Genomic DNA, 17,582 nt, shown 5'->3' with positions numbered 1-17,582 from the left:
GTCAGGCGACAAATACTGGGCGTGTCCGCGAACAAGTGCCGCGTTGCCGCCCGCTTCCCCTTTTATTCAAATTTACCAAAAATTAACCTAAGTTAGCGACCCCTAATAATTCAGCCTTAGACTGGGGTTGGCGGGTCCTTGTCGGGGTAGGCAGGACCGCTTTGGGGAATGAACGATCCAGCCTAAGACGGCGCGGGATTTTTTCCAACTCGTGAAATAAGAGGGATGGCGGCCGCCGGAACGCGGCACGTGTGCAAAAGGGTGGGTAATATGAGTTCTTCAGCAGGACTACCTAATTACGCGTCTTCAAGTCAGCCAAGCGTTCCGAGCAACGGAACAGCTCCTGATAAGGAATGCCTTCTCATACTGGACGGTCGGGCCTTGGACCGAGAATGTCTAGCGTCGGCCCTGGTAGATCACAAACTGGGCATGGCGGTCGCCGCCATGGGCTCTATCGAAGAATGGCGCATAAAGAAGAGTTCGGCACCGCCGCTGGTCGCCATACTCTTCAACCTCGGCGGCCGGAAGGTCACTGATCACCCCACGGCAGACGAGATCAGGCGCATATCATCTGAGTTCCAGTCGGTTCCCGTGGTTCTCCTGGCCGACAATGAAGACCTTGCGCAGATACTGGCAGCTCTCGAATGCGGCGCACGAGGCTACATTCCGACCTCGGTCGGCATCGATGTATGCGTCGAGGCGATCAACCTTGCGGCGGCCGGCGGCATCTTTGTGCCGGCAAGCAGCGTTCTTTCCATGCGGCATCTGATCGGCTCGGACAACCGCGACACGCAGCCCTTGTCGAGGTTGTTCACGATGAGGCAAACCGAGGTCGCCCAGGCGCTCCGGCGTGGGAAGGCGAACAAGATCATCGCCTACGAACTGAACCTGCGTGAGAGCACCGTGAAGGTGCACATCCGGAACATCATGAAGAAGCTGAAGGCGACCAATCGCACGGAAGTCGCCTATAAGGTCAACGATCTCTTCACGGAAGGGACTCCGGCCGAGAAGTGAACCAAACGATTTCCGTTCCAGCGATTTCCGCGCAGATCAGATCATGCTGGCCTCTCGCTGGAGCGGAATCTTCCGCACCCACAAGCGAGTCTGAGACCTTTGGACGGCGCCGCCGCCGGGTCCGCCGATCAATCCGAAGAGCGGATTAGGTCAGGAAAGGTGTGCTGACCCACCCAACTTACGGCTTCCTCGATCGTATCAAAATTCTTATGCAGTCCGCTCAGCAGTCCGAAACCTGTCTCGAGGAACCATTTGCCTTTCGTTGAATAGGCTTCCTCATCGATCTCGGTGAGGATTGCGACCAGCTGGCCGAACTTCCAGACCAGAACACCGGATTCTCCGCCCGCGACCGTTGCGATTCGAGCTTCGTCGAGCGAAAATCCAGGAGCAAATGCGGCTTGGCTCACCTTGAAGAGTCCCCTCCGAACTCGACACGCACGGCAAGAAATGCGTCTGGCTTGAATAGGGTCTTTTTTGTCCGTCTTTGCTGCAAACGTCGTCCAAATTGGGACGACGGTAAGGTTGTTAGCAGATCGCCGGGTACGTTCAAGGCCCTTTCGCTCGTCATCCACCGTTGGTTTTTCTGGTGGGCGTTCCGCTAAAAAATTCTGGCTTTTCGGAGCGTGAAGGCCTCCGCGAAATGCTCCGGTGCCCGGCATTCCATACAGCGCAACCTGGCAAGCCCGAAGAAGGTCTCGCGGTCGAACCAGTCCTTGGAGCGCTGCGTCCCGAAGTGCTCGCTGAGAAGCCCGTCGACCGGCGTGTGGCGCAGATGCGGTCCGCGGAGCCGGCAGCCGACCGGCCGGCGCCCCATGTCATGATCGCGGACGACTTCGATCGCGCGAATGTTCCTTCCTGCTCCGGCCCGATTGAATTGAAGAAGGAAACGCGGTGGCCTGACTATGAACCTGCGCCTGCCGCGTCTCCCCAGTTGGATAAAAACAACTTAGATGACTGGTTGCAGATTTCGACTTGCCAATCCGTTGGGCGCCCTAAGCCTTATGGAGAAACCGCGCGGGCCATCGCCCTGGCCAACCCATCGAAGGGGTAGTGCGATTGGCCAGGCGTACCGCGATCGGAGGTTCCGATAAGGCTTTGGTAGCTCTTCCAGCCCAGGCACGCGCTATCGACAATCCGATCGGCTGTCTTTGCCACCTCGAAGCCAAGGTCGACATGCGATTCACAGAGACGAAGCTGAGCGGTGTCTGGCTGATCGAGCCAACGCCCATTGTCGACGACCGCGGTTCCTTCACGCGCCTGTTCTGCGAAAAGGAGATGGCCGATTGCGGGCTTGCAACACGCTTTGTCCAGCACAGCCGGTCACATTCGGTCAAAAGAGGCACGTTGCGCGGTTTGCATTATCAGCAGGATCCATACGCGGAGGTGAAGCTGGTTTCCTGTGTCCGCGGCGCGATCTTCGACGTCGTGGTCGACCTGCGCCCGAGCTCGCCGACACACCACAATTGGCTCGCCTTCGAGCTCACTCCCGAGAATATGAGTCAGGTCTACATCCCTACCGGATTCGCCCATGGACTTCAGACCCTCACGAATGATGCCGAAGTCTCCTACTTGATATCTCAGTTCTACACGCCGCATGCATCGACGGGCCTGCGCTACAACGACCCTGCCTTCTCGATAAACTGGCCTTTGATGCCGACCGCAATGTCGGAAAGGGACTTAAACTGGCCGCTGCTGAAGAACCTGCGTTCCTAGTGCGGTTCACCGTTTCACGTAAACAGTAACCCGCTCTAACTCTTGTTTCTACGCAATTCCCGGCGCAAAACCGTTCCCACATTCCTAGAATTGCTCGCCGCGACGGCTGCGCTTGTAGGCCGGGGCCGCGGCGTCGCCCACGCAGGACATCACCACCCGTGGTCGACGAGGCCCACCCGCTCCTGGCAACCTGCTCGTCTCCCGAGGCAAAGGTGCAGGGGCGGTAGAGGTCGCTGTCATAGCCGCAGAGCGAATGCCCCGCACGCAGCAGCATCGGCACCATCACCGAGCCGATATAGCCTTGATGGCCGGTTTCTGGTGACCATTCCTGCGTGCTGCTCGCGCTTGCCCATGCGCCAATGCGCTCATCGGGACGCTTTGCGGCTCCCGAAGCAATGTGAGGCGATCAAGGCTGCCGCCGCCTTGGACGGCATTCGCGGGCCCGGACCCGAAAGCCGAGATCGAAACTCGCGTCGCCCGCCTCTTCAGATGGCATATCGATCCGGCGCCGGTCGGCTTGTGGATCGAAAGATCGGTGGCGACCGAAGTTCCTGCAAGCATCTTCTATCATCTGCTGACCGCGTTGATGCAGTATTTGGAAAAGATCGGCGGACAGGTCGAACCGTTCCGACCGCCCGTTTCGGAAACGGGCAAGTTCTCGGCCAGACGCGTCTACGCGTGATACGGCCAATCCGTCGCACTTGGCTGCCTGCACGCTATTGTCTCCGCATTTGTCGCGGACTGTACCCGTGGACGTCTGTCCAGAGCGCGTTGCTCCGATCTCGCAAACCCAGCCTCACAGCGACGACCGCTCAGTGTCGTTCAGCCGCAGTCGACTGGGTGGCTAACGCTTCTGGAGCATCCCCTTTTTGCTGAATCAGCAACTCCCGGAACAGGAGTATCCTGTTGTTCCAGCCGGTGCCGCCAACACGCCGGTTAGGCCCAGCGGCGATCCAAGTCACACCCATGCTTGCTGGGCCGCCCGAGACATACAGGCAGCCATTCAAATCTGACCATCGCTCGCCCGCTGGCACGCACAAGATCGGCGCTGATCACCGCCTCGTCATTTTAGCCTTAACTAATTGTAGACCACGCTGTCCTATTCTGAGACAGCGCGGGGCCACCCGCCCGCGCAGGCGGCTTCGGCACGTATAGCACACCCCGCGCCACGGTCGAAGCCGCCACCTTCTGTATACTAGCAATGGTTGAATCAACCGTTACCGAGCACCGTTAATGGTGTATTTTGTAGTCCGTTAAAGATTGAGCCAGGCACGACTGCGACTCAAGGCAAGGCGCCCAGGTCTGGCGCTGCTCTGCCATTATCGCCTGATTGGTGAACTCAAATCTGAGTTGTATGATTTGAGTCCCGTCGAAATCCCGGACTGTGGAAACTAGGTTGCGGTAGTTAGTGGGTGGTGGGCCAGCCACTAGTTTGCGAACCATCTCGAGCGCTCGTTCCTTCGCCGTTTCGGGTCCAAGTAGCAGGCCCCGCGTGCATCGTAATAGACATCTCCAGTGTCGCAGAGATCGAAGAAAAATCTGGGCATTTCGTCTTTTAACCCCGGATGGCAAAAAGTTAACCTCAATATTGACCCAGGGTCGCGTCTTTCTCCCACGGGCGACGGCAGCGCGCGCCAATTCGACTCCGGCGGACGTCGGTTCGCGTTAGCTTCGTGACTCAGGGTTCGCGGATGCTTTCGTCGAGACCACGCAGGAGCGGATAGAGGATATATGACAAGATCGTGCGATCGCCGGCCTTGATCTCCGCGGTCACTGCCATGCCGGGGATCAAGCGGAAACTGCGCGGCACATCACGCAGGTCGGTCGCGGTCAACTCCACCCGTGCCTTGTAGTAAGGACGCTGCTGCCCACCAATCTTCGGATCCGGCGTGAAGGTGTCATCCGAGACGGTTCGAACCTTGCCGGACAGGGTACCGTGCTTCTGGAAGGGCCACGCCTCGAGTTTCAGGCGAACTTCACTGCCGGGCTCGACGTGTCCGACATCGAGCCCCTCGACAGAGACTTCCGCCTCCAACGGGGAGCCCAGAGGAACGAGGGTGTAGAGCGGCTCAGCTTCTTTCACGACCGAGCCAACAGAGCGCTGCGCCACTTCGAGCACGATCGCGTCGGCGGGTGCGGTTAGCACCGTGACAGCCTTCCGCCGCACCGCCTTGTCGAGGTCCCGCGCCGCGGCATCGTGATCGCGGCGCGCTTGGACCAGTTCCTCGGCGGTCTTCTGGCGGAACTCTGCGAGGTAAGCCGCTTCCTCGGCCTTCAAGCGTTCCACATTCTCCTCGAGCTCAGCCATGTTGTTGCCCGCAAGCAGCATTTCCTGCTCGACCTGCAGCCGCTGACCTTTGGCAGACAGATAGTCGACCTTCGAGCCGACCTCCCTCTTCAGCAGAACGTCGCGCATCGTCTCAAGATCCTTCGCGACGCCAAGGCGTACCTCCAATGCCTCCCGATCGGCGCTCTTGGTCGCCATCTGGGCTTGAACATTACGGATCTGCCGATCGTAAGAAGCCAGCTTAGCCTTGTTCTCCTCGATCCTCCGGATCCATATCGTCGACTGCAGGCGCGCTTCGTCATCCAGGTTCTGGGGCTTGTACGGGCGGTCGTCGAGTTCGGCCTCGAGCCGCTCGATTTGCGCGGCGAGGCTCGCGACCTTTCCCCGCAATTGGTCGGCATCGGCTTCACTGAAAGTGGCGTCGAGGGTCGCCAATGCGTCACCTTTCCGCACGATGCCGCCAACCTTGGCGTCGATGCTGCGCACGGTCGAGATCTCGAGTGGCTGCACCACAATCGTCGAGGCCGTCGTCACCAGCTTGCCTGGTGCGACCACGATCTGGTCGACCTTGGCCACCGACGCCCAGATGCCTGCGACCATGATGAGCGCGACAAGTACGTACAGCGTGGCCCCCACGACCCAGGGCACGCGTCGCTCGTCGATCTTGCGAGCGTCGCTTTGAAAGTCTCTAACCGCTGGAAGGAGCGTGCTCATCGGGCAAGATGCCTGTTCTGCTGGTTCCACAGCTGTCGGTAAGTCATGCAGCGGGACAGAAGTTCGCCATGTTTCCCGTGATCGACGATCCGGCCGCGATCGAGCACGACAATGGCGTCCGCTGCGACGAGCGAGGACAGACGGTGCGAAACCATGACCACGGTTCGCCCCTCGGCAATGCGGGCAAGGTTTGCCTGGACGATCGCCTCGCTCTCGGGATCAAGCGCGGAGGTCGCCTCGTCCAGGATGAGGATGCGCGGTTGGCGCAGCAAGGCACGGGCGATCGATAGGCGCTGCTGCTGGCCGCCCGACAGGTTGGTGCCGCCCTCCTCGAGCAAGGTGTCGTAGCCCTGCGGCAGAAGCTTGATGAACTCGTCGGCGCCCGCCATCGTCGCGGCGTCGACGATCTCCTCCAGGGTCGCATCCGGCTTGGTCGCCCCGATGTTCTCGCGTACGGTGCCGCGGAACAGAAAGCACTGCTGCATCACGACGCCGACGTTGCTGCGCAAATGCGGGAGGTCTAGCTCGCGAATTTCATGACCGTCGACCCGTACCGAGCCGTGCTGGATCGGGTACGTGCCGCGCATCAGCCGCGTCAATGTCGACTTGCCCGAGCCGCTGCGCCCGACGATGCCGAAAACCGAACCGGCCGGGATGGTCAGCGACACGTCGTTCAGGGCCGGCGGAGCGCTTTCGCTGTAGCGGAAGATCACATGTTCGAACTCGACGGTGCCCGCGATCGGCGGGCGCAGGCCGCGCACATTCGATGGCCGCTCGGGACTGCGGTTCATGATGTTGCCGAGCATTCGCACCGAGAGTCCGGCCTCCTGGTAGCCTTGCACCAACCCCACGATCTGTGAGAGCGGCGTGGTGACCCGCCCCGACAGCATGTTGAACGCGATCAGCGCGCCGATTGTTATCTGTCTGTCGAAGACCAGCAGGGCGCCGAAGCCGACGACCGCGACCGTCAGCAGCTTTTCGAGGAGCCCGATCACCGCCTGCGCCGAGGTCGAAATCCGCCCGACGTCGAACCGCGACTCGGCGGCCTGGGCGCAGAGGGCGTCCCAGTCGCGCTGGCGCAAGGGCTCGGTCGCCAAGCCCTTGACCGTTTCCATGCCGTGGATGGTCTCGACGAGATAGGCCTGACGCTGCCCTTCGGCCTCGTAAAGGACGCGCAACTTGCGGCGGTAGAGCGGGATCAGCCCGCCGATCACACAAGCGGTGAGGGCGGAAAAGCCGAGCACCATTGTGGCGAGGCGACCGCTGTAGAGGAACAGCAGCGGCACGATGACCAGCAGCGAGGTGGCGTCGAGCAACGTCAGGAAGAGGCGGCCGGTCAGAAATTCCCGGATCTTCTCGACCTGCTGCATGTGCTTGGTGATGACGCCGGCCGAGGCGCGCTCGAAGAAATCGATCGGCAAGGACAGCAGGCGCGCGAAGGTGCGGATCGAGGTGCGCACATCGATCCGCGCCGAGGCGTAGACCAGCAGGATACGCCGCAGATAGTTGAAAATCGCGTCGAACACGACCGCGGCGCTGACCCCTATGGCGAGCACTGCGAGTGTCGTATAGGCTTGGTGCACGAGCACCTTGTCGACGGTGATCTGGATAAAGATCGGCAGGGCAAGCGCCAGTACTTGCAGCGCGACCGCCGCGACCGCGATGTCGCGGAACATCGCCCCATTGCGGACGACTTCCGGGAGGAACCAGGTAAAGCCGAAGGGCCGGCTTTCATCCGTCAGCGCGAATGAGCGGCGCAGCAGCAGGAGCTCGCCGGTCCACTTCCTGCAGAACGTCGCCTGGTCGAGGGGCAATACCGCCAGGCGGTCGGCGAGGGGGTCGAGGACCCCAACCTTGTTCTCGTTGTATCCGAGCAGAATGACGCTGTTGCCGTTTGTGAGCCGGGCCATCGCCGGATAGGCCTCGCCGAGGCGTTGGAGATCATCCCAGCCGACTTTCAATTTGCGGCTGCGCATGCCGCTGCTGCGGGCGATCTTCGGCAGCAGCCGGTCGATGTCGTCGTCCGGCCTCAGGGCAAAGTCGTGCTTGATGCGCTCGGGGGAAAGATCGATGCCGTAATGCCGCCCGATGGCGACAAGGCACTGCAGTGCTGTTTCGACTGGAGATCCTTCCACGGTACCGCGCAGATTGTCAGCCTTGGCGGCGCGGAGGGTGGAGGAGCGCGTTCGGGTCATCCAGGTGAGGACGAGCCATACCAGCAGCGTAGACAGCAGGAACTGAACCGGGGGGCTCGGCTTGTGGAGCCACTCGGCGATCGGCCCGTGCCCGGCGGCAACGACAGTGGCGAGCGCATCGGACAACCAGCTATTCAGTTCGCCGTAGAGATCGTTCATAGCTCTCGCTCCGCGGCGTGCTGGCTGGTCGGCGCGTGAACAGGCGCCGTGACGTTAACGGGCCTCGGCGTGCTTCCGCCGCGCCATGAAAGGCGGAGAGCAGCTCTGTTCGGCATGAGGCACTGACGCATTTCGGCTATTGCTCGTCGCTAAAATTTGGCGACTTCGGCAGCTGCAGCGCCGCGGGCGTTGCCGCGGCAGGCCATGCCTGTTGCGGCATCAGCCTTACTAACGTCGCTCCAGTTCCGCCCATTTCCTCCCCCGCTGGCGGGGGAGACGTGGGCTGGGAGCCCGGCTCGGCTACCGGCGATGGCTGGAGTGACCGGATCACGCCCGCTTTCTCGAGCTGTTCGCGCATGCCGTTCTGCGCCTGCAGCATTTGAGAAAAGGCCTGCAGACTGGTGATCAGCCGCTGCGTCACGCGCGGCTCGGAGCCCGACAGCGAGACCAGCTCGATACGGATCATGCCGTGCTTCAACGAGATCTCGCCAAACGCGTCGACAAAGGTTTCCGGTACCGCGTCCATTGCCCACCCCCAGTTCTACGAGCAGGGCGGCCCGGGCGAGTGCCCGGCCGCGGAGAGTGCACCGTCAGGCGAGAGTGATCGAGAACGGGTCCTACTTGGTGTCGTTATCGCCATCGGTGAGAGTCGCCGTCAGGTTCATGGTGAGCGGTTGCGGCACGAACGCCTGCAGGACGCTGAACTGGATCACCGGGACCTTGATCGTGCCATTGGCCACAACCACAACAGCAGCAAATTGAACATGCCGCCTTTGTTGGTCGACATCCGACCCACCCTGTCTACATTGTCGCCGACCCTAATATAGATTTAGCTAATTTTTGTGCATAAATCCATACCTGTTGCTACGCCCGAGGATGTGCCTGCAGGTACTTCTTTTGGAGGAGCGATGCTTGTAATTCGCGTGCCCACGGCTTTTAGATGCGTTGCCTGAATTACGTCTGCCTCGCTCTTTGCAAGCTGCGTGGGTGGGTCGGGTTCACGTAGGGAACAATGCGCAATCGCCGACCGCGACGGTCGCTCGTTCGGATGACGTCACCGTTCGACATACAGTCGAATTCATGCTCAGCCGGTCCAACCATTGCTGGATCTTCAAGCGCGCGGCTTGGGTCTTACGATTTGCATCGCACGTTCACGGCCGGCCGGACGAGGCCGCGCCGGCTTGAATAGCCGGGTGGAGTCGCGGGCGTTGCGGCATGCCCCGACAACTGCTTGTGCAGGGTTTTCCCGACTGTGCAGGACAGAGCATCGGGGGCTGCACAAACGCTGCTAAAGGCAGTTGCAGGACCTGTAGAGTTTGCAGAGGTTCAAAAATTACAGCTGCAATAATGACTTGGTCGGCTGATGACAGTTTCGGAAACCCCAGTCCAATTGCCATACCTCCTTTGGTGGATGCACGCTGCCTTTAAACCGGCTCGGATAAGGATTAAACTTATCAACCGCGTGGCTTCAATCCCGAGGGGTGAGGGTAAATGACAATAAAAGCCAAGGCGGACACCGCAAGTCTTCTCGAAGATACCACGGTCAATGGTAACTTGCTTGCCAACGACACGGGAACATTCGCGTTAAAGTGGATCAAGTATGGCAACACCTCCAAGCTGGTGGGCTCGACGACTACCATTCAGGGCCTCTACGGGACCCTTACGGTCTATGCCGATGGAAGCTACAGCTACACAGCCGACTTGGCGAAGGCCGAGGCCTTGGCCGCGGGAGCGGTCGTAACCGAGAGATTCGGCTATACGGCTAACGATCAACTCGGAAATACCAGCAGCAGCACGCTTACCTTTACCATCACTGGCGTTAACGATAATCCGGTGATCTCGATCGGCAGCGGCGACAGTGCAGGCGCCAACCTGACCGAAACCAATGCCACGCTTACGGCTGCCGGCAACCTTACGGTGACCGATGTCGATACCTCCGACACCGTCAGTTCAACTGTGACCAAGGCGGTTCTGACTGGCGCGACCGGCGGCCTCGTCGAAGCCGATGTCAAAGGACTGTTGACGCTCACTCCGGCCACGGGGCTTGCTGCCAACGCCGGCGACTCGCATAACCTCGGCTGGCAATTCAACTCCGGATCGCAAGCCTTTGACTTCCTGGGACAGGGCCAGGTCTTGACCATCGCCTACACGATTTCGGTGTCGGACGGTCATGGCGGGTCGGCCACCCAGCAAATCAATGTCGCCATCACCGGCACCAACGACGCGCCGGTTGCTAGCGCAGACGCCTATGCAGCCGAAGCCGGCGTGCAACTCAATGTGTCGGTGGCGCAAGGCGTCCTAGCCACTGATCACGACGCAGAGGGCAGCGCCCTCCATGCCGTGTTGATTTCAGGCCCGTCGCACGGGACGCTCCATCTGCTGGACGACGGGTCCTTCGACTACACTGCCGCCGCCGGTTACACTGGCCCGGACAGCTTTACTTACGAGGCTTTCGATGGGGCTGCGTACAGCGCCGCTACCGCCGTCGCGCTCTCGGTCACGTCCGGCAACACGCCACCTGTTGCCGCCAATGACAGCTACAATGTCACGGCCGGGACGGATTTTAGCGTCGTCAGGGCGGGGGGCGTCCTCGCCAATGATAGCGACGCCGACGGCAACCCACTCGAGGCCGTCCTGCAGACGGGGCCTGCCAATGGCAGCCTGACCCTCGATAGCGATGGTTCGTTCATCTACACGGCAGTTGCCGGCTTCACCGGAACCGACAGCTTTACTTACAAGGCCTTCGACGGGACAGCCTATAGCAACACGGCAACTGTCAGTCTGGTGGTCAGTTCGCCCAACGCCATTCCAGTAGCCAGTGACGATGTCTACAGCTTGAATGCCGGCTCGACCCTGACGAAGAGCGCTGCCAATGGCGTCCTCGCCAATGACAGCGATGCCGATAACAACGTGCTGCAGGCGGTGCTGCTCGTCGGCCCCAGCAAGGGCACGTTGGCGCTCAACGCGGACGGCTCATTCACCTACACGCCCATTGCCGGCTTCACCGGAACCGACAGCTTTACCTACCGGGCATTCGATGGCCACGACTACAGCGCAGCGGCATCGGCCGAACTGACGGTGAACGCCATTCCCACCCCCACGACCGTAGTATTCCAGGATGGATTGAACGGCTATGCGGCCACCCTGGACACCACCTTGGATCAGGCAAAGCCCACGACGTCTTTCGGCTCCGACATCGCAGTGAGTGTCGACAAAGCCGATGCCGGCGTCGCCAATGCCAAGCAAGCGCTGCTCTGTTTCGACAATTTGTTTGGTTCGGGCCCGGGGCAGATCCCAGTGGGTGCCACCATCACCTCGGCAACCCTCACCTTACAGACGAACAACGAATCTGCGTCGGCGGCCAATGGTGCGTTCTATCGCATGCTGGTTGACTGGACCGAAAGCGCGACTTGGAACTCGATGGTTGGAGGCGTCCAGGCCAATGGCGTCGAGGCCCTGTCCGTGGCGGACGTGACTGTGGGGCAGACCGCTATCGGACCAACCACGGTTGATGTCACCGCAAGCCTGCGCGCCTGGGCAACCGCGGGTACGACTGCTGCTGAACTCAATGCTGCAAATCAGGGCTGGCTGATCAGCACAGGTTCTACCGACGCCTGGAGGTTTGACTCCTCCGAGGGTTCAGTGCACCCGAAGCTCGCCGTGACCTACTTGATCGGCACCAGTTCCATGCCGGTCCTGGGCATTTCCGATGCCGCGCAAACCGAAGGCCCGGGCGCCAATATTACCTTCCACCTCAGTCTCGACCACGCTGCGTCTCAAGACATTCCGATCAGCTACTCGATCATCGACGGCACCGCCACCGTCGCCAATGACCTGCTCGGCCCCGCGACCGGTATAGTGACCATTTCTGCCGGCCAGACTTCCTTGGATCTTGCGCTCACGCTCAAGGACGACACGTTCACCGAGAACACGGAATCCTTTAGCCTCAAGTTGAACTCCGCAAACGGTGCCTTCATCGCAGAGAATACGGCGACTGGTACGATTTACGACAATGATCCAAACCCCGTCATTCAAGCCAGTGTCGTCGCCGTGACCGACCTCACCACGGCCCCTTTCCGCGATGTCGATGCGGCAGGGGCTGGTATCGGCGATCCCTCCGGCCTGGCCTATGATCCGGTCTCTCACAAGCTGTTCATTGCCGACTCGGAACATGATGAGAGACCGTGGTTCAGCCAGACCAACCTGTTCTCGATCGGTCCCACCGGTGCTACTCAGGGATACAGCCTGGAGTCATTCACCTTCGAGCCCACCGGCCTCGGGATCAATCCGTCCAACGGTCATATGTATATCTCCGATGACGATCAGCTGGAGGTGTTCTGGGTCGACCCGGCCAATCCAACGGTCAAGCTTGGATCATTCGACACGGCATCCCTGGGGCAGGACGACAGCGAGGACTTGCGGTTCGATCCGACGACCGGCCACATCTTCGAGCTCGATGGCCACCAGAAACTGATGTACGAATTGACTGGCGATGGGGCACTGGTGAGAACCATAAATCTCCCCTCGGTGATGCATGACGCGGAGGCACTGGCCTACGATCCAACTCACGGCATCTTCTTCGTCGCCTCCGGATTGAGCCCGAATATCTGGGAGATGGATCAGGCCGGCGACATCATCTCGACAATCAGCGTCCTCAACTCGCCGGCCTACACAAACCCGATTACCGGGGTGGCGGTGAGGCCTAAGGGTCTGGAGCTAGCACCAAGTTCCGACCCGAACGACGGACAGCAAATGAGCCTCTATGTCGCCGACTACGGCGTCGACCAGGTCGCTGATGGCCGGTTGTTCGAAATCCATCTGGGCTCGGACTGGCTGCTGTCCTGACAACTGGACTCATGTTGAGCAGTTCCAGAACGACAATTTCGTGAGCAGTCTGCTGCTTGCGTAGGGAGAATTCCAACCACACCACGGCCACATGTCATGGTGGCCGGCTCCGAGATGCTCGGGATGGTGGAAGGTCCGCGCATGCGGATGGGCCAGATCAGCGCCCAGCAAAAAAGCCCGGGCTGATCGAGCGAGCGGCCCGGGCATTTCAAATGCTGTCGAACAAAGGCCTAAATTTCTCGAACCACTATTTTCCGGTTTGGCCGGGAGGGCCGATGTGAATGTGGTTCTTGTCCCCCCAGCCGTTGCCCGGCCATCCGCCCGATTTGGCGATTGCCCTGGAGTTCAAGCTCGTGCCGAGCAGAAGCGTGATGGCTGGCGGGGTGACCGCCGCGAAGCGTCCCGCCTTCTTGAGAAAAGTCACGACGCGCCTGAGCTTCGGAAACGAGAATCTCCGGTTTCCCTTCCGAAGGTTTATTTTCGATCGCCATGTCAAGGCCCTCTATTTCTGAAAAATTACTTTATAGATTGCAGAAAAATAAACTAGTACGCCACCCAAAGGCTTAGACTTTCGCGCCAGAGAAAAAAAGAGTGCGAATAACACGACGTCCGAGATCAGACGGACCGCGCCGCGCCAAATCGTCGGCACGCGAGAACCGCCATGTGCCCCACGCCAGATTGGCGGCCAAACGCAAGGGGGCGCCGAGGAAGGGATGTCTCGCCGTGAAAACCCGCCTCCAGTGCTGGAAGCGAACCATCGGGCGCGGTGCGCCGCTCGTCGGGATCCTCGTCCCGAAGAAATGGTGCAAGGCCAGGAGTTGGGTGTCGAGCGCATTGCGGGCGCCTCGATCCGACATGGCTGCCCCCAAAGCCGTCCAATCCATGTCGTCGCTTTCGGCCAGTTGCGCCAGATCATGAAGGTGCCTGAGATCGATCCGTCCGCGCCAGTAGTCCCCCTCCTTGAGAAGGTCATGCATCATCCAGTGCAGGGCGCGAGAATGTGCCGGAGGAATTTTAACGCGCAAACCATTTCTTTCGACGGGACTGGACGGGCCGAATGCGCTTGTCTGACTGGTCCGCAATTCCAGCATTCCAGCGTCCTGCCGGCGGGCCAAGCCCCGACCGCTCGCCACCGGCGCGTAGCCAAGCGCTTCCAGGCAAGCTTGGGCGCTCGCCTCTTCGGTCGGCTCCACAGCCAAATCGAGGTCACTGGTCATCCTGCTGGGGACGCGCTCAGGGACGGAAAGAAACAAGGGTATTGCCCCTTTGAGCAGGAGCGGAACGATCTCGCGCCGGTTCAGCGCTGCGACGGCTTCAGCCAGTTGGGCGCGCAAGCGCAGGTTCCGTTCCCGGTTGCAGTCGTGAACGAACCGGAGGTACTCGCGCACGTCGTGCGGCAGGCCGTGGATCTGGCCGGCATGCGCGAGGGAGGAGAACAAGGCGGGTGTGAGCAGAGTATGGTTCGCAAGCGCGATCACCGCCTGCCAGTCGGCGCCGGCGGGTGGCCGGCCGCGAAGTCCCGCGATCAACGCATCGAGCGTGGCGCCGGCGCGCATCATCGGCATGCCTTCGCGATCAGTTCCACCGCGTCGTCGAGTCTGGAATAGGTCAGGCAGTAGGCCTGCGCCGATCCGATGATTTTGCTCAGCGCATCAAACGCGGCTCCGGTTACTTCCCTGCCGGGCGCAAAAGCGCCGTTGAGCAGGCCGCGCAAAGCGCTCGCCGGATCGACCGGCGCCAGGCAGGCTTTCGCGTCGTGACCTCGACGGAGCAGGATCACACTGCCGACGGAATGAGGAGAATGCGGTGCGAACGTCCTCGGCACGGCAAACCGCACGCGTCGGCGATCCGGACGGCGAAAGATTGGAATGGCATGGAGATCGGCGCAGTATTCGGCCAGAAGCGGCCATGCTCCCGCCTTGACAGCGGGAGCAAACGGAAGACCCACGCAGAGCCCTTTCGAGTCCAAAAGCGTCACGTCGTCCGCGGCGAAGCCGAAGCCTGCATGGACCAATGCCATGGTCAACGTCGTCTTGCCCGCGCCCGGATTTCCGCAGAGGAGCACGACGCGTTCTCTTCCGAGAAGTGCAGCCGCATGGACGGCAAGTTCATAGGCGCCGTGCTCGAGAATCTCTGTAAGCAAGTGCCCTTTCAGCATGACGGGAAGTTCGTCGGGCGAGCAGGACTGGATCCAGTCGGAATCCCGGAACAGATGAATCCGTCCGCGGTGCTCGGCCAGATGTAACAGAATATCTGCAGCATCTGTCTGAACTTCGAGATGCCGAAATACGGCGATGGCCGGAAAGGCCCAGGCCGCCGGATAGGCGATGCGTATATGAAGGCCAGCAATGGCGACCACCCGACTCACATGGTCGTATGCCGACGGCGGAGACAAAGGCGCACGGGGCCGTATCAGACCCAGTCGTTCCCAGTCCTCGAGGGCTGCCTCGACATACCTGTTTGCCTCATGCCTATCGATGCCGCCGCGCGCAATCTCGAACGCAATGGCCGACGGCGGCATGCCTTCTTCCACAGAGCACCAGATGTCGGCAGCGGTATCGTTGACGGCAAAGATGGCCTGCCCGGACGAGCCGAACAGGATGTTCTGCCCCCCGACGCGCGCCAGCCGACCCTCGATCACCAAGCTGGCCGGGCTGCAGTCGACACGACCTGCCGCCATGGTTCCATCAACTGCCTGGTCCTGCTTCATCGGATTGTCGTCCCGCCAGCCAATTCATCGAACCTCGGGATCGTGCGTAAGCCAGCGTCGTGCTGGTAGATCGTACGAAGCTCCCTTGAAGCGCGTCGCGTTTGACAAATTCACGCGACGCGCTTTAACCAGTGATAAACGCCCGCCCACCTTCGAGGCGGTTTATTTATGCGGCGCATGGGAGACAATGCCCTCGGACTTGTTCTTCGAGCGGCTTGTGTTTCCTGATGCCATGATGACAACTCCCAAAAACCGACAAGTTTACTTCAAAGGGACAATATTTACCTTAGCACTTCGAGTGCCAGCCTTAGATTCATCCTAAAGGAGTACCGGGGCGCAAGGAATTCCGTAGATCCGTGTCCGTTGCCGGCGAACGTCCCCGTCTGGCGCATAGTGCAAGGCCGAACCGCGAAGCCCAGCTTATACTGCGGTCGGCGGCGGAGTTCGCATTCCAAACGATCTGCCGGGTCCAGTGTAAAGTGACCGACCGGGCTATCCTCGTCCGTCGCAATACCCACGAGTATCGCAGCTTCCTTGAGCTGACGAGCCTTCTTCCACCCACTCGCCTTCTCCCTTGGCACACACGGACTTCAAGGGGAAATTGGTCGCCATCAGCCAAATGCTTTCAACCGGCCGGCAGCTTCATCTACAGATCAATCACGCAAGTTCGTGCTCCTCCGGTCCTAGGGTGTCGGTGGGAACAGTTCTTGTTCCGACCCCTTGATGGAAAACTTCAGTGACCAGCCGTGCGACGCGTTCCTGAACGAGACCCTGTTCACCTCACTCGCCCAGGTGCGCCGCACTTGAAGAACGGCTCCGCGACTACAATATCGTCCGGCCCATTTTCGCATCGGCAGGCTAACGTCAGTCGCGTTGCGAGAGTTAATTTCGCTCGACTCTTTAATCCAAATTTTGTAAAATTATTTGCAGTAAATCTTCCCGGAGGCGCAGTTGCAATCTGGACGCACGGCGGTGTATGAGATGCGCTAGTTATCTCGGCGATGCTGAGTAAAAAGGACGCAGCGATACCCACCAGACGGTGTGTTTAGTCTGGAACGTTGTTCTTATTGCAATGAAGCCATGTCGTTTGTAGGGGTCGGCATGGGTGTGTTAGAACAAACTACTGATCGGGTTATTATAGATCTATCCCGCAGTTATCTTAACAGCCGGTTCAGACGCTCGCTGGATACGTTGGTAGCTGTACTCTTGTTGGTTGCCCTGATCCCGGTGATAGGGCTCATAACCGTCGGTATTTCAATAACATCGCCTGGACCAATCCTTTTCCGGCAACGGCGGAGCGGAATAGGCATGAAGCCGTTCATGCTCCTCAAGTTCCGTACGATGTATTGGGCGGAGACGCGGGCGGGAACGGTCGAGCAAGCGATCCGGGGGGATTCACGAGTCACCCCATTGGGCCGGTTCCTCCGGGCGACGAGCCTCGATGAGCTTCCACAGCTCTTCAACGTGGTGCGCGGTGAGATGTCACTTGTCGGCCCGCGGCCACATGCCGTTGAGCATGACCGATTCTATATGGCGCGCATCCCACATTATGTGCGGAGATTTGAAGTTCGCCCAGGCCTGACTGGGCTTGCGCAAATCAGCGGCGCGCGCGGGGGCACCCCGCGAATACAGGACATGCGGCGGCGTGTGGACATTGATTTGGAGTATATCGAGAACGCCAGTTTGCCAGTCGATTGCCTGATCTTCCTTCAGACGCTCCGTGAGGTGTTCGAATCAGATTCCGCCTACTGAGCCGGTCTGCGGCCCCTCCCCCAGACTTACATCGATAATGGAAAACCGCAGGATGACGTCACCCGCCATTGCGAAGTGAGCCTGCGCCAGCCAGTGCCGGGCTCCCTTGTTAGACGCCCTATTCGCCGGTGGTGGGAGAAGCCGGTGGCCCAGACCCATTCGATCGCCCTGCGCGATGCTGATTTCCACAACG

13 protein-coding genes and 3 pseudogenes are annotated in these 17,582 nt (G+C 60.2%); 7 read left to right on the top strand and 9 right to left on the bottom strand.

From position 1 onward, the window contains the following. Positions 1-363 precede the first annotated feature (363 nt). A complete protein-coding gene (locus EN862_RS11245) occupies positions 364-1,014 on the top strand; it encodes a response regulator transcription factor (protein ID WP_245519616.1) in 651 nt (216 codons plus the stop codon). A gap of 128 nt (positions 1,015-1,142) precedes the next feature. On the opposite strand, the gene EN862_RS11240 is transcribed toward EN862_RS11245, so the two are convergent. After that, positions 1,143-1,421, bottom strand: a complete 279-nt coding sequence (locus EN862_RS11240) for a hypothetical protein (protein WP_189401709.1) — start codon at positions 1,419-1,421, stop codon at positions 1,143-1,145. Between the two features lie 191 nt (positions 1,422-1,612). Next, positions 1,613-1,771, bottom strand: a pseudogene (locus EN862_RS11235) (PIG-L family deacetylase); the annotation flags it as partial. Between the two features lie 60 nt (positions 1,772-1,831). On the opposite strand from EN862_RS11235, the gene EN862_RS11230 reads away from it, so the two are divergent. The 3 genes and pseudogenes from EN862_RS11230 to EN862_RS11220 all read left to right on the top strand — a co-directional run. After that, entirely contained in the window at positions 1,832-2,065 is a 234-nt protein-coding gene (locus EN862_RS11230; protein WP_127866860.1) for a hypothetical protein, read from the top strand. A gap of 122 nt (positions 2,066-2,187) precedes the next feature. Then, positions 2,188-2,727: a dTDP-4-dehydrorhamnose 3,5-epimerase gene (gene rfbC, locus EN862_RS11225; protein ID WP_127867271.1), complete on the top strand. Its 540-nt coding sequence runs from the start codon at positions 2,188-2,190 to the stop codon at positions 2,725-2,727. Between the two features lie 393 nt (positions 2,728-3,120). Then, positions 3,121-3,409: pseudogene (locus tag EN862_RS11220) on the top strand (AGE family epimerase/isomerase); the annotation flags it as partial. Between the two features lie 996 nt (positions 3,410-4,405). On the opposite strand, the gene EN862_RS11215 reads toward EN862_RS11220, so the two are convergent. The 4 genes from EN862_RS11215 to EN862_RS37380 all read right to left on the bottom strand — a co-directional run bounded on the left by EN862_RS11215 (position 4,406) and on the right by EN862_RS37380 (position 8,828). Then, positions 4,406-5,728, bottom strand: a complete 1,323-nt coding sequence (locus EN862_RS11215) for an HlyD family type I secretion periplasmic adaptor subunit (RefSeq protein WP_127866859.1) — start codon at positions 5,726-5,728, stop codon at positions 4,406-4,408. Next, positions 5,725-8,082, bottom strand: a complete 2,358-nt coding sequence (locus tag EN862_RS11210; RefSeq protein ID WP_245519558.1) for a peptidase domain-containing ABC transporter — start codon at positions 8,080-8,082, stop codon at positions 5,725-5,727. The genes EN862_RS11215 and EN862_RS11210 overlap by 4 nt, the downstream gene beginning before the upstream one ends. 136 nt (positions 8,083-8,218) lie before the next feature. Further along, positions 8,219-8,608, bottom strand: coding sequence for a hypothetical protein (locus EN862_RS11205; protein WP_127866858.1), 390 nt, complete (start codon positions 8,606-8,608; stop codon positions 8,219-8,221). Positions 8,609-8,699: 91 nt separating this feature from the next. Then, positions 8,700-8,828, bottom strand: coding sequence for a hypothetical protein (locus EN862_RS37380; RefSeq protein ID WP_281035845.1), 129 nt, complete (start codon positions 8,826-8,828; stop codon positions 8,700-8,702). 745 nt (positions 8,829-9,573) lie between these two features. Between EN862_RS37380 and EN862_RS11200 the strand changes: the two genes are divergently transcribed. Both EN862_RS11200 and EN862_RS36100 read left to right on the top strand, forming a co-directional pair. Next, positions 9,574-12,927, top strand: a complete 3,354-nt coding sequence (locus tag EN862_RS11200) for an Ig-like domain-containing protein (RefSeq protein WP_127866857.1) — start codon at positions 9,574-9,576, stop codon at positions 12,925-12,927. Positions 12,928-13,208: 281 nt separating this feature from the next. After that, on the top strand, positions 13,209-13,439 hold the full coding sequence (locus tag EN862_RS36100) for a hypothetical protein (RefSeq protein ID WP_193771563.1): 231 nt from the start codon (positions 13,209-13,211) through the stop codon (positions 13,437-13,439). A gap of 51 nt (positions 13,440-13,490) precedes the next feature. Here EN862_RS36100 and EN862_RS11195 read toward each other — a convergent pair whose 3' ends face one another. The 3 genes and pseudogenes from EN862_RS11195 to EN862_RS11185 all read right to left on the bottom strand — a co-directional run. Then, positions 13,491-14,486, bottom strand: a complete 996-nt coding sequence (locus EN862_RS11195; RefSeq protein ID WP_127866856.1) for a nucleotidyltransferase family protein — start codon at positions 14,484-14,486, stop codon at positions 13,491-13,493. Beyond that, the gene (locus tag EN862_RS11190; protein WP_127866855.1) at positions 14,483-15,637 is read right to left on the bottom strand and encodes an aldolase; all 1,155 of its coding nucleotides are present in this window, start codon (positions 15,635-15,637) and stop codon (positions 14,483-14,485) included. The genes EN862_RS11195 and EN862_RS11190 overlap by 4 nt, the downstream gene beginning before the upstream one ends. 359 nt (positions 15,638-15,996) lie before the next feature. After that, positions 15,997-16,161: pseudogene (locus EN862_RS11185) on the bottom strand (DUF4158 domain-containing protein); the annotation flags it as partial. 556 nt (positions 16,162-16,717) lie between these two features. Here EN862_RS11185 and EN862_RS11180 point away from each other — a divergent pair. After that, complete coding sequence (locus EN862_RS11180) at positions 16,718-17,389, top strand: sugar transferase (RefSeq protein WP_127866853.1); 672 nt, start codon at positions 16,718-16,720, stop codon at positions 17,387-17,389. The last annotated feature ends 193 nt before the right edge of the window (positions 17,390-17,582 follow it).

This window comes from Mesorhizobium sp. M2E.F.Ca.ET.219.01.1.1, from assembly GCF_004016445.2.
GTDB lineage: Bacteria > Pseudomonadota > Alphaproteobacteria > Rhizobiales > Rhizobiaceae > Mesorhizobium.
Note: the sequence above shows the minus strand (reverse complement) of the source record. Positions and strands in the feature narration are given on the sequence as shown.